Source organism: Arenibacter aquaticus, assembly GCF_003957295.1.
Taxonomy (GTDB): Bacteria; Bacteroidota; Bacteroidia; order Flavobacteriales; family Flavobacteriaceae; genus Arenibacter; species Arenibacter aquaticus.
In genome coordinates this window covers 89772-101716 of record NZ_RQPJ01000002.1, presented here as the reverse complement: position 1 = coordinate 101716, position 11945 = coordinate 89772, and the positions used below count along the sequence as shown (strand labels likewise).

14 protein-coding genes are annotated in these 11945 nt (G+C 39.0%); 1 reads left to right on the top strand and 13 read right to left on the bottom strand.

Annotation, left to right across the window (positions count from 1 at the left end; genetic code table 11):
• Position 1 precedes the first annotated feature (1 nt).
• From EHW67_RS03485 to EHW67_RS03475, 3 genes are read right to left on the bottom strand one after another with little or no spacing between them, the layout of a single operon-like run.
• Positions 2–2404, bottom strand: a complete 2403-nt coding sequence (locus EHW67_RS03485; RefSeq protein WP_126160975.1) for a TraG family conjugative transposon ATPase — start codon at positions 2402–2404, stop codon at positions 2–4.
• Positions 2397–2675 carry a hypothetical protein gene (locus EHW67_RS03480; RefSeq protein ID WP_126160974.1) on the bottom strand — a complete coding sequence of 93 codons (279 nt, stop codon included), beginning with the start codon at positions 2673–2675 and terminating at the stop codon, positions 2397–2399. The genes EHW67_RS03485 and EHW67_RS03480 overlap by 8 nt, the downstream gene beginning before the upstream one ends.
• A complete protein-coding gene (locus EHW67_RS03475) occupies positions 2676–2963 on the bottom strand; it encodes a hypothetical protein (RefSeq protein ID WP_034260587.1) in 288 nt (95 codons plus the stop codon).
• Between the two features lie 189 nt (positions 2964–3152).
• Here EHW67_RS03475 and EHW67_RS03470 point away from each other — a divergent pair, with 189 nt between their 5' ends.
• Positions 3153–3785 carry an N-acetylmuramoyl-L-alanine amidase family protein gene (locus tag EHW67_RS03470; protein ID WP_126160973.1) on the top strand — a complete coding sequence of 211 codons (633 nt, stop codon included), beginning with the start codon at positions 3153–3155 and terminating at the stop codon, positions 3783–3785.
• Between the two features lie 104 nt (positions 3786–3889).
• Here the strand turns inward: EHW67_RS03470 and EHW67_RS03465 are convergent, their stop codons facing one another.
• The 10 genes from EHW67_RS03465 to EHW67_RS03420 form a co-directional block, all read right to left on the bottom strand.
• Complete coding sequence (locus EHW67_RS03465; RefSeq protein ID WP_126160972.1) at positions 3890–4552, bottom strand: P-loop NTPase family protein; 663 nt, start codon at positions 4550–4552, stop codon at positions 3890–3892.
• Positions 4536–5288 carry a hypothetical protein gene (locus tag EHW67_RS03460; protein WP_126160971.1) on the bottom strand — a complete coding sequence of 251 codons (753 nt, stop codon included), beginning with the start codon at positions 5286–5288 and terminating at the stop codon, positions 4536–4538. The genes EHW67_RS03465 and EHW67_RS03460 overlap by 17 nt, the downstream gene beginning before the upstream one ends.
• A gap of 3 nt (positions 5289–5291) precedes the next feature.
• Positions 5292–5576, bottom strand: coding sequence for a helix-turn-helix domain-containing protein (locus EHW67_RS03455; protein WP_041495894.1), 285 nt, complete (start codon positions 5574–5576; stop codon positions 5292–5294).
• A gap of 322 nt (positions 5577–5898) precedes the next feature.
• On the bottom strand, positions 5899–6735 hold the full coding sequence (locus EHW67_RS03450) for an RteC domain-containing protein (protein ID WP_126160970.1): 837 nt from the start codon (positions 6733–6735) through the stop codon (positions 5899–5901).
• 277 nt (positions 6736–7012) lie between these two features.
• Positions 7013–7867 carry a helix-turn-helix domain-containing protein gene (locus tag EHW67_RS03445; protein ID WP_238389835.1) on the bottom strand — a complete coding sequence of 285 codons (855 nt, stop codon included), beginning with the start codon at positions 7865–7867 and terminating at the stop codon, positions 7013–7015.
• Between the two features lie 68 nt (positions 7868–7935).
• Positions 7936–8421 carry an asparaginase domain-containing protein gene (locus tag EHW67_RS03440; protein WP_126160968.1) on the bottom strand — a complete coding sequence of 162 codons (486 nt, stop codon included), beginning with the start codon at positions 8419–8421 and terminating at the stop codon, positions 7936–7938.
• An 84-nt stretch (positions 8422–8505) separates the two neighbouring features.
• The gene (locus EHW67_RS03435; protein ID WP_126160967.1) at positions 8506–10476 is read right to left on the bottom strand and encodes a heavy metal translocating P-type ATPase; all 1971 of its coding nucleotides are present in this window, start codon (positions 10474–10476) and stop codon (positions 8506–8508) included.
• A complete protein-coding gene (locus EHW67_RS03430; RefSeq protein ID WP_126160966.1) occupies positions 10477–10833 on the bottom strand; it encodes a SpoIIAA family protein in 357 nt (118 codons plus the stop codon). It abuts the gene before it with no gap.
• A gap of 57 nt (positions 10834–10890) precedes the next feature.
• On the bottom strand, positions 10891–11307 hold the full coding sequence (locus EHW67_RS03425) for a Fur family transcriptional regulator (RefSeq protein WP_126160965.1): 417 nt from the start codon (positions 11305–11307) through the stop codon (positions 10891–10893).
• Positions 11307–11942, bottom strand: coding sequence for a cation diffusion facilitator family transporter (locus EHW67_RS03420; protein WP_126160964.1), 636 nt, complete (start codon positions 11940–11942; stop codon positions 11307–11309). Before EHW67_RS03420 ends, EHW67_RS03425 begins: the two co-directional genes overlap by 1 nt.
• Between the last annotated feature and the right edge of the window lie 3 nt (positions 11943–11945).

Sequence of the window (11945 nt, the reverse complement as noted above, 5' to 3'; positions counted from 1 at the left end):
TTTATGTTTTAGATGTGAATTGAATGATTGCTTTTTGCATATCCTGATGCTCGTTGTAGAGCTTCATTATTTCCTCATTTTCCTTACCGTCTGTGAGGTAAGCGGCATAGACTTCCTTCGGAACTTCGAGACGGAAAATGTTACTTTCTCTACCGATCTTGATGAACATTTCGGTGTATTTCCGTGGTCCGGTAAGGTTGTTCTTGATGGATTTTAATTGATTCAGGTCGTGGCTTGAAAGGTTCAGCCGTTTGACCAGTTCATCATAGCCTTTTTCATTATTTAGACTGTAGATGACCTGTGTGTTTTCGAGTATGCTTGCTGAAGTAGAATTATTGGGAAGCTGATTGATGGATTGTAGAATAATACCAATCGCACCGTTTTGTTTACGAATGGCTTGGTAATAGAATTCCACACTTTCCAATACATTGTCAAACTTCAGTTGCTTGGCAAACTCGTCAAATAGGATGATGCCTTTTTCAGCTCTGTTTTTCCAAATAGTTCTTTGGATGGCGGACTTAATCAACTTCAACATCACGGATAGGATTTCCTTATTGTCCTTGACTTCATCAAGTTCAAAAACAATCAATCTTTTGTCCTCAATTTTATAAGTCTGGTCTTCGCTGACCTCGAATAGAAAACTATATAGACCATCGCCGACATATTCGGACATCACGTGCAAGAAGCTCGTAACATTGAAATAGTCGGGATGGATTTTAAGGGTGCTCAGAAGGTCTTTCTGGTTCCTTTCTATAAAGCTGTAGAAACCATCTAAAGAGTGGTTTTCTGAAGTGCTGTCATAATAATGGCGCAATATCTTTTTGACCGAGACCGATTGTGCTTTGGTTACTTTCAAATCCGACGCGAACAGCTCAAAAAGGAAAACCGACAAGTCTTCCAAACGTTCTGGTGTCAGGTCATTTGTATTACTTATGTAGAATGGGTTGATTCCAAGATTCTTTCCGCTTTCATACCGCAATACGGTATACTTTTCTGGGTAGAGTTTGGCAAACTTAGTGTAAGAACCACCCAAATCGATAATGACCAGACGAACGCCACTTTCAAAGTATTGGCGCAATATATTATTGGCCAAAAAGGATTTGCCTTCACCTGTTGGTGCAAAGATGGCGAAGTTCCGAGCTTTGATGCGCTTCTTGCGCTCGTCCCAAACATCCTTCAGCACGGGAATGTTATGCTCACGGTCGTTGAAGATGATGCCAGTAGCATCGGACTTGTAGTTCGTGTTATTTATGAACAGGCACAGGGCGTGCTTTAAGTCGGTAACATATAAATCGTTATTCGAGAAATTGGATGAAAAACAGCAGTAACTATTTAGGATATAGTTTTTTCGTTCTTCGCCTCTTGGATAGTAAGGGATGATATCCAGTTCCTTGAACTCGGTTTTGATTTTTGAGGTAATCTTATCGAGCGCATTGGCATCTTTAGACCAATACACAATATTGAGATGACCACGAATGATTCTGGCATTATCATCGGCATTAATTTGGTCCAGGATGTGCTGAATTTTACCCAGTACCACTTTGTTCTGCGACCCGAAATTGGAACTTTTATTCAGTTCTTCAATTTTCTTATCCAGAAGCTTACGCCACTTCTGTTTGTCATCGAGATATAGTATTTGGTTGACAATATGGTTCTCGTTAAGCGTAAGCCCTAAGCCATCAATAAACCCTTGATGAAACACAAAATCGTCAGATGTGAATTTCTCATTGGTCTTGCTACTCTGTACACTTTCGCCAAAGCACAGTTCGCTATTGATGGCCAGGGCATCAAAATGGTTTTCGCCAATATTGACGCTTTTTTTATCTAAGATGATGTCGGTATCAAAGCCTTCGTTGAAACCATTGAAATAGCCATTTGTGAGTTGCTGAATCTCTTTCGCGTTAAGCGAAATGAATTCCATCTTTCGGCTATTATTAATGAAGGAAACAGAATCACTTACCGAATTGACAAAGCCCTTAACGTTGTCATTCAGTTCTTGCACGATTCCTTTTGAAACTTTCCTAAAGGGATTGACGTATTTTGAATTGTTAAGTGCTTTGTTCTTGGTCAGGATGAAAAACAGATAGCATTTATGCTCAATGTGTCCTCGCCCTTTGAAATGCTCGTGCGTTACTTTCTCTAAAAAAGTTTTATTCGGAAGCTGTTCTGAAGAATAAGATTTCTTCAGGTAGATATCCTGTTTATGAACCACAGTCCCCACGGGCAATGATTTCAGAGCCTGAAACCAAGCACCGTGCATATCCTCAAAATCCTTTTCGGACAACGAATAAATTTCGGGTAGATTCCCTTCATAGCACAGAACGACATTGCCATTATTGGCAAACACGATATTGTCCTGGATATCTGCAATGGGTTGATATTTAGAAAGGTTAATCTTATTCATAGTCGAAACCTGAATTTCTTTTGTTGCTGACGATTTTAGGGAATGCGTTGGCAATTTGAAATAGCTGAGGGTTATGGGTTATTCTTGTCAATGCCACATAGAGTCCAGCATTAAAAACCAGTACGCCAATAATTATCCCGAAGCTGAAAGAGAAAATAATGACCAAAAGGGATACGAGAATGGAAACCATCATTAAGGCAAACAGGGAAATGGGCAGCCCAAAAATGACCGCCCGTTTCCTGATGTTTTTATAGACCTCGAACCGCTTCATTTACACAACAATTCCTATGAGGTAAGTGAAGATGCCGACTACTGCACCGGCAATCAAAACGAATACGAGTACTCTGGTAATCCCTTTTTTAAGGTCAGCATTTTCGCCAAAGAAGTGTCCTGCATTAAAGAGGAAACCAACAAGAAAGATGACACCAAGTAAAATGGGAAATACGGTTCTTATAGTATCGCCCACATCGTTAACGGAATCTTCAATGCCACCAATTTGAGCAAATAGCGAAGTGGATAAGAGCGAAAGAAAGGATGCTAAATAGAGTGATTTTTTCATAACGTAACAGTTTAAATTTTTGTGTTGTTTTCGTTATGGGAAATTTACATATATTTGAATATAAATAACTGAAAATCAAATATTTGTGAATAAAATATTATTTGGTTTTGTTTGAATTCCGTTGCTATTATTTGGCATCAAATTTTATGAAATTTTGAAGTGAAGTTGTTGATAACTCGAAAATTGAAAATGAAAAAAGTCCTCAAAAACGTCAGTTTTGTCTTTTTGCTTCTAAAAATATGTATCATTTTTGGTCAGGAAACTGCAATCCAAAAACGAATTGTAATTGACGTCGGACACGGTGGAAAAGATTCGGGCGCAATAGGTATTAATGGAATCCAAGAAAAGGATGTTGCGCTCAATATTGCAAATGCCATCTTGAAGCTTAATAGTACAGCTGAAAAGCCTTTGGACATTTATTTGACCAGGTACACCGATACACTTATTTCATTATCGGATAGATCGAAACTGGCCAAGGTCCTAAAAGCTGATTTATTCGTGTCCTTGCATTGCAACCATTCGGATAATCCAAATGCAAGAGGCGTGGAAGTTTATGTGGAAGGTGCAACATCTGTATATTCAGATGATGCTACTTGGCTTGCTTTTCAAATGCAAGCTGCACTCAATAAAGAATTGGGATATGAAAGTAGAGGGGTAAAGTTTGCCAACTTTCAAGTGCTTCGGGAAACTATTGATGATTGTCCCTCGCTTCTTTTGGAATTGGGGTTTTTGAGTAATAAGGATGAGGGCAAATTTATTTCAGATTCCAATAGCATCCAACCTATTGCATTGGCCATATTACAAACCTTTCAAAAACATTAAAACTATGAAAGAACTATTTTTAGAGTTAACAAAGAGCTTAAAGGATATTGTGTTACAATTCATCTCAGAAGTGATTCTGCTATATAAGTCTTTCAGAAATTGAGCTACTTCCTCTTATCCCCAGCCCCTTTATCAAATGCAATCAAATTAAAGAGTTCCCGCATCCGGCTACGGACGCGATTACCATAGCGTTCTTCCAGTTCTTCGGCGTTGAGATTGGTAGTGGCGTGTGTCTTGATTTTGCGTTTGGTATCGAGATAAAGTTCGTACCGAGACAAGAGTACTTCGCCCATCACATTGAGATCCTTGCCATAAAATCTTCCAGATGGTTCTACGCCTAAATCATCAAAACAATAGAATTTGGTGTTGCCATATTCCTCAACCGTTTTAAAACCAAGATGGTTAAAGCTGAATGTTACGTTACGGCACGGAATCATTTCATACGGGCGTTGCAAGGGAACTAAATGTCGTAGCAATTTCATCAAACTGGTTTTCCCACAACCTACTGGTCCAGAAAGTAAAATACCTTTGTCAATATCAATTCCGTAGGTATTACAATTTTCCTTGTCCTTGATGAAGTAAGAACAGAGCTTCAGTAGAATATCCTTGTCCTCATCGTAAATCCTAAATTTTTTTCCGAACAATAGTTTGCCTTTGGCATTCAAGTAAATCAGAATTTTAGGAAAGTCGTAGAGCACACTTTTACCATCAAATTTTCCCAGCGAATATTCCACGCCACCTTCGATAATTTTAGAGGGGTTGTCCATAGTCCTTGTTTTTAGTGGTTCGCAAGTTGTCCTTGATTTGGGACACTTCTTTTTTGTTTGGTTTGTTTTCTTCTTCGAAAAGCTCAGTTCTATCCATCCAGTTTGTGGCCAATGAGCGCCAATCACGTATCGGTTTTCCGTCGCTTGTTTTCCATTCCCGGTCGGCATAATGCTCGTAGAATTTTTTTGCTTCATCAGCATCAAAATCTTTTTCTTCAAAAAATAAAATAACAGCCTGCCTGCCCTTTGGCTGTTTTATATTGTTTTCTTGTTTGATATTGTTTGTATTAGATACCAATGCTTGTCCATCTATGGGACGGTGTTGGTACACAACCTGTCCGTTTTTGGGATGGTGGTGTCCCTCAAGCGGTACACCTCTGGGATGGTACTGTTCCGCAAGCTGTTCTAAAATGGGATTGTACTGTCCCACAACTGGTTCATCACTTGTCCCAATAATGGCCATCTTGATTTTGCTGCCCTTGTAGGGATTGTTGGAAGGAAAGTAGGATAGGTACTGCCAAGAATCTAATTCCACAATACATCTATGGTATGTTGATTTTGAACCAATCTTGGCAACGCGCATCAGTTCCCTACGGTTTACATAGAATTCATCCATAAACCGAGAGCTGTTCCATTCTTGGAACAGCGCCATATACAAACTGATATGGGTAGGATTTAGGCGGTCATCAAAATAGAACTTTTCAAAAGCCGCATTAAGTAGCTTTATATAGTTCATCGCTTAAGAATTTAGACCGTGGTGCACACGGTTGGCATCCATCACTTTTTGTATTTCCTCTGTATCGTAATAAATAATGCCACCAACCTTCGTGTATGGTAATGTGCCATTGATGCGTAGGTTTTGCAAAGTGCCCGGACTCACTTGAAGCAAATCCATAACCTCTGAAGATTTGAGGTATTTTTTTAGTTTCCCGCTGGCTTGTCTGGTAAGTAGTTTTTTGATGTCATCGAGCAATTCCATTTTGAATTCCCGAAGGTCGTCTGTGGTAATAATACTTGTCGGCATAATAGAACGGTTTTAATAGAAAGGGACTATCTGGGTTCATACTTTTAATTGATAGTCCCTGACCTAATTTGACTTTCGTTCTACAAATTTGAATAGGTTTATTGGATTTTATTCCCCAGTACGACCGTAGTACGGTCAAAATTTAACATCTTGAAATTTGGTGTGTTTTATACTGTTTTGAGATAATTTTTATGAAATGATGCTATCAAATCACTCTAAAATTTATGGTAAATTGATGCGGAACTCGATTACCGTAGGTCAACCGTACTACGGTCATTTTTTAACAGTTTAAAGTGTACTATTTATAGAGGGAAATGAAGGTCTATTCCTCGCTTTTATCCATTTCAATGAGTAGTGATGTAGAAAGTTCGTCGAGAAAAAGTGTTCGGCTGTTTTTCCTGTTTTTAATGTCCTGATAGGTTTTGTAGATGTCCTTTGGTTCAATATTAAATAGTTGTTCCAACTTTTTTGAAACCTGCATAATGCCTTGATTGTTTTGTTTTCCCAATCCTTTTGAACATAGTGCATAGAGCAATTCTACGTAATCCGTATTTGAAAATGGCCAATCAATTTTTTCCATTGGTTTGATGCTCTTGTGTTTTCCGTTTAATCCTTTGCGAACCCTATCTTTCTTTTCATCAAAATAGGTCACTAAATAATCGTACGCCTTGTATTTACCCAAAAGCATATCTCTTGGTGTACAAAATTCAGGGTCTTGGAAGTAGAATTTGGATGTTGTGATATGAAAGGCTTCCAGATAATCCCGTGTGTAATACTCTTTGTCAAAATGGGTAGCCCCAGAATTCACATAACGTCCAAAGTCAATATTGTAAAGGAAGAATCGATTTATTTTATTGATTTTTTTCTTTATCGATTTTAGTTGAGCATCCTTATCGCCTTTGGGAAGTTGAATCTCAAATGAATGTATTTCAGAAAAGTAGATGAGTTTAATGAGTGGAATCTGCTTTGTGTTCTTGAAGAAATTTATCTCATCTTGAACTGTCTTAAATTTCGTTTTAATTATTTCTTTTTTGTAGGCGCTCAGTAGTTTGCGACAGGCCTTTATGGAAAGGTAGGCACTTTCTATAATGTTTCCATTCTGAATTTTGATTTCATCCAGATCCTTTAAAAGTTTTTGAGATAGCAATTGTGAGTTCATAAGCAGGAACTTTAATGATGTAAACCATAGAAATGGGATTTAGTTGATAAGGTTGGTTAAATGATGTCATAGTCCTGCAAAATGGTATAAATGAAAGTCACGCTTCATAAAATTTGTGATTCATTGATGTATTTTAGGGAACTCTATCTAAAGTAACTTTACCTTGGGATTTTTACAAGGAAAACGTACCGTATATAATTACGGAATAGTCCGTATTTTTCTACGGATAACTTGTGAGGCATTGCCAATAGTGGGTTTTGTAAAGAATTGAATTTGCTTACTTTTTCTTCCTGAATCGCTTTAAAAATTCACGCCTATTCTTTACGCCTGTCTTTTTGAAGATATTGGATGCGTGTTTCGATACGGTACTTTCAGCGATGAATAAATCTTTGGCAATATTTCTATAGCTCAAATTGCTCAGAATTGACAAGGCTACCTCGATTTCCCTTCGGGTTAAATCTTCATAGATGATTTTGCGTTCTACAGATTCATCCCGTTGTTTTTTCTTTAGGGCGAATACCTCATACATTCGATTATTGTTTTCTATAAAGTATAAATACCTATCTGCTTCAATAGCGGTTATCGCAAAAAAAGCCAAGTTCATTACTGTAAAAGTTATCCATTGGTAGTCGCCTATAACCGTACAAATGGGTAATAAGGCTATGCTTGCCACACTAACCATCGACAGCTTGTTTCGCCTTACTATAAAGGTATTTGGGTTGCTGGGATTTGCAATTCTGCGGTAAAAAATAAACAGAAAAATAAAGGCTATTATAGAAATGGGAATGGTAAAAAGAAAACGTGCCGATTTCAGTGATTCTGTCAGAAAATAGGGAATCAAAAATAAAACTACAAAGCTAACGCTTGCCAGTATAGCGAGATTTCTAATGGATGAGTTGAACTTTAATACTACGATATCATACTCTTTATAAAGGTAGTAAACAATATAAACGCAAAGCGCAATGGCCACACCGTAAGTGATGATGTATTGAAGGATAAAAGGTCCAGGGAAGTTTTCTACGGGTAGAAACCCGCCAGTGGCATTATAGGCAATAAATAAAATTCCGAGATAAAGAAATCGCCTCAGACTACTGCGAGTTTTCTTTCTTGAAAAATAAAGGGTAAGCAACACAATGAACGTATCTACTAAAAGATAGAAGAACGTTGTCCAATGTATTGATGTCCCAAACATTTATATTCCTACTCATTGCGCTCAAATTTGTTGGTTTCTAAATTTTTTGAAACATTGTTCCAAAGAAAAATTTGTCCGTTCATAGCAATATAAACATCCGGTTTTAGAAGCTGTAGCGAGCTGATTGCATATCCTAAATTAAATGGTGCATCTGTGTTCTCAGATGAGCCTAAAATGAAAGACCCGACCAGAACAATGGTTTTTTTCAGATTGAGCCTTCCTATATATTTTGCGGTATCTTCCATTGTGAAAGTACCGTGTGTTATTAAAATCTTAGTCGCAGTTGATTCCTTAATCTTGCAAACCAACTGCTCTCGGTCATCATCCGTTATGGCTCTGCTATCTTTTTTGAAAACACTTTCTATGGTGTAATCAAAACCAATATTGGCTTTGTCAAGAAAGCCCTGAATACTGATATTTGATTGGGCAATACCTTGACCATCTACATAATCCAGTCCCTCAATGGTGCCACCTGTTGTAAGAATATGTATCATAAAATAGGACGTGTTGTGACCTATAAAGATAGCGGATTTTTATCGGTAAATCTTTAGCAGCAACCTTATGAGAACTTTGAAACATTATGATTGCCATTTCATCCGTTGCAACCGAACCGCATTTAAAATAGCAAGCAACGCCACACCCACATCGGCAAACACCGCTTCCCACATTGTGGCAAGACCACCTGCACCAAGAATAAGCACAATTACTTTCACCCCAAATGCCAAGCCAATATTTTGCCAAACAATTTTTCGGGTAGAACGCCCAATTTTAATTGCCCTGGCAATTTTACTTGGTTGGTCGGTTTGGATGATAACATCCGCCGTCTCAATGGCAACATCACTACCCAAGCCACCCATTGCGATACCTACACCACTTGCTGCCAACACAGGCGCATCATTTATACCATCGCCTATAAAGGCTACTTTCGTTTCAGGTTGTTTTTTGAGTTCTTCTACCTCGTTCAGCTTATCTTCCGGTAGTAGGCCACCTTTTGCCCAATCAATATTTAATTCTTTGGAAACCTGTTGCGTAATGGAATCTTTATCGCCCGAAAGCATTATGATTTTTGAAATTCCAGCTTCCCTTATTTGCTTAATAGCTTGGTGGGCATCTTCTTTCAGTTCATCGGCAATGGTTACATAACCTGCAAACTTTCCTTCAATGGCAACCATTACTATGGATTCTACAATGCTATCGGTTTCAGAGGGAACTTCGATACTGTTCGAAGTCATTAGTGCTTTGTTACCGACCAAAACGGTTTTTCCGTTGACAGTTCCTTTTAAGCCCTTTCCAGCGACTTCGGAAACTTCGGTTGCTTCCAAGTCGGCACCGTCAGCTTTATATTCCAGTATTGCTTTTGCAATGGGATGGGTGGATTGCTCTTCCATTGCCATTAGGTATTGCATAAATTCTGCTTCCGCGAAAGCGGAATTATTGACCACTTCCTTAATCTTAAAGACCCCTTTGGTAACAGTTCCCGTTTTGTCCATTACCACGGTATTTACTTTGGTCATCGCATCCAAAAAGGATGCGCCCTTGAATAAAATACCGTTACGTGATGCTGCACCCAGACCACCGAAATAGCCCAAAGGAATGGAAATAACCAATGCACAGGGACAGGAAATAACTAAGAAAATTAATGCTCTGTACAACCAATCACGAAACACGTAATCATCAATAAAGAAATAAGGAAGAAAAGTCAGACCAATAGCCAGAAATACAACGATAGGTGTGTAAATCCTTGCAAACTTTCTGATAAACAATTCAGTCTTTGATTTGCGGGCAGTAGCATTTTGCACCATATCCAGAATACGGGCAATGGAACTGTCCTTAAATTCTTTGGTGGTTTCAACTTCGATGACACCATCGAGATTGATGCTTCCCGCAAAAACCTTTTCGCCTTTTGCAATCGTATCGGGCTTGCTTTCGCCCGTTAACGCTGCGGTATTAAACGACCCTTTATCTGATAGTAAAATACCATCGAGTGGTACTTTTTCGCCCACGCGTACCTGAATTTTCTCGCCAATCTCGACGGTTTCAGGATTGACAGAGACAAAATCATCATCACGATAGACCAATGCTTCGTTAGGGCGCACGTCGAGTAGTGCTTTAATGTTTCTTTTGGCTCGATTTACAGCTGCGTTTTGAAACAGCTCGCCCACAGCATAAAAGAGCATTACGGCCACACCTTCGGGATATTCGCCTATGGCAAATGCCCCCAAAGTGGCAATGGACATCAAGAAAAATTCCGTGAAGAAGTCGCCTTTTAAGATGCTGTTCCAACCTTCCCGTATGACAGGAAATCCCACCGGAATATAAGCCACAGTATACCAGACTATGCGAATCCAACCTTTAAAGAAGGGAAAGGCATCAAAATAATCAATGGCAATACCAGCGATCAGCATCACAAAGCTGAAAATGGCAGGCAAATAAGTTCTGAAGTTGGACAATTCTTCCGGACTGCTGTGATTGTGTCCGTCATCGTGGCTGTGCTCGCCCTTATGTTCTTTAGGGTCTATGTCGCGTAAATTTACTTTTTTCTTTTTCATCTATTTTGAGATCCAAATTTTTGATTGTTCTTTATCTTTTAAATCGAAGTATTTTACTTCCGAGCTTGTGAAGAAGTCGGTTGCCTTTGCTGCCCATTCCTGCCATTTTTCATTTCCCACGAATGCTATTTTCCCGTAATCCTTGATATGGGCTACATCAGTCTTGATGTCTTCCCAAAACCCTTCAATAGTATAGCCTTCAAAATCTTCCATTTCAAAATAGAAGTCCACTTTGTGACCCTTGTCGATGATTCGATGGATTTGTTTGTGAATGGTCTTTAAATTTTCTTCGTTCAATTTACCCGAAAGCTTTGCGGCAATCAGGCTCTCTTTATTCGTATCTATAAACTGTATCATAAGTTCTTATTTTTCAGCGTTCAAAGTACAGGTTTAAACCGTGCAACGGAAGTGCATTTATTGCCCGCTACACTTTTCGCAAATACCTTTTATAACCAAGTTAGCATCCTCAGCCACATATCCATCTGGTAGATTAACCTGCGGTATCTTATGTTCTGTAAGACATACGGTTTCATCGCAGTTGTTGCAATGAAAATGCAGGTGTAAATCTTGTTCGATTTCACAATTGCACCCAGGTTCACAAAGCGCATATTTTGAAATATTAGTGCCATCGTCTATTTGGTGCACGATTCCTTTTTCTTCAAAAGTTTTTAAGGTTCGATAGAGCGTAGTTCTGTCCGCTTTCGCGAAAGCGTTCTCAATGTCTGTTAATGCAACAGCAATTTCTTTCTCGGCCATATACTTATAAATCAAAATGCGCATAGCCGTAGGACGCACACTTTTGTTTTCCAATGTTTTTTCTATTTCTTTCATTATTTATCAAGATTCTTTTTAATGTTTTTTGCTTTGGTAAAGGCTTCCCAGCCTTCTTTTGCCGCATAGGGGACAATTAATAATGCCGCAACAGGGTCGGCCCACCACCAGCCCAACCATTTCACGAGCAGCAGACCCAATAGGACTACCACGGTTTGGTACAGGCAGATAAAAGTGTCCTTGGCATCCGCTAACAGCGCGGGACTATCCAGTTTATTTCCATAGTTCCTTTTGTAGTAAATCAAAATGGGATTTACAACCAATGATACCATAAGTATCACAATGCCAATCGTGGACCAGGAAGCCGTTTCTTGACTAATCAGTTTTGATATGGAATCATAGGATATGAAGGCACAGATAAGCGCAAAGGATATCGCAATGACGTAGAGCGTTATCATTTTTCTTTTCTCTACACGCCTTTCATCAATGCCTTTGATTTCGCCGTGCAACCGCCAGCCCAATGTTCCGGCACTTATCACCTCGATGGTGCTATCAAGACCCCAACCTATCAAAGCCGAGCTGTTTGCTGTAAATCCTGCGATAAGCGATACAACCACTTCGATGACATCATAGATGACATTCCAGATTTGAAGTGTGCGTGCTTCCTTTAAATTTTGTTTTCTCTCGTTTTCCATACG

Bases quoted from the DNA above. Each gene is read 5' to 3' on its own strand.
- EHW67_RS03450 (WP_126160970.1), bottom strand. From the start codon at position 6,735: ATGAACTCACAATTGCTATCTCAAAAACTTTTAAAGGATCTGGATGAA.
- EHW67_RS03470 (WP_126160973.1), top strand. From the start codon at position 3,153: ATGAAAAAAGTCCTCAAAAACGTCAGTTTTGTCTTTTTGCTTCTAAAA.
- EHW67_RS03425 (WP_126160965.1), bottom strand. From the start codon at position 11,307: ATGAAAGAAATAGAAAAAACATTGGAAAACAAAAGTGTGCGTCCTACG.
- EHW67_RS03440 (WP_126160968.1), bottom strand. From the start codon at position 8,421: ATGATACATATTCTTACAACAGGTGGCACCATTGAGGGACTGGATTAT.
- EHW67_RS03435 (WP_126160967.1), bottom strand. From the start codon at position 10,476: ATGAAAAAGAAAAAAGTAAATTTACGCGACATAGACCCTAAAGAACAT.
- EHW67_RS03455 (WP_041495894.1), bottom strand. From the start codon at position 5,576: ATGCCGACAAGTATTATTACCACAGACGACCTTCGGGAATTCAAAATG.
- EHW67_RS03475 (WP_034260587.1), bottom strand. From the start codon at position 2,963: ATGAAAAAATCACTCTATTTAGCATCCTTTCTTTCGCTCTTATCCACT.
- EHW67_RS03480 (WP_126160974.1), bottom strand. From the start codon at position 2,675: ATGAAGCGGTTCGAGGTCTATAAAAACATCAGGAAACGGGCGGTCATT.
- EHW67_RS03465 (WP_126160972.1), bottom strand. From the start codon at position 4,552: ATGGACAACCCCTCTAAAATTATCGAAGGTGGCGTGGAATATTCGCTG.
- EHW67_RS03420 (WP_126160964.1), bottom strand. From the start codon at position 11,942: ATGGAAAACGAGAGAAAACAAAATTTAAAGGAAGCACGCACACTTCAA.
- EHW67_RS03430 (WP_126160966.1), bottom strand. From the start codon at position 10,833: ATGATACAGTTTATAGATACGAATAAAGAGAGCCTGATTGCCGCAAAG.
- EHW67_RS03460 (WP_126160971.1), bottom strand. From the start codon at position 5,288: ATGAACTATATAAAGCTACTTAATGCGGCTTTTGAAAAGTTCTATTTT.
- EHW67_RS03485 (WP_126160975.1), bottom strand. From the start codon at position 2,404: ATGAATAAGATTAACCTTTCTAAATATCAACCCATTGCAGATATCCAG.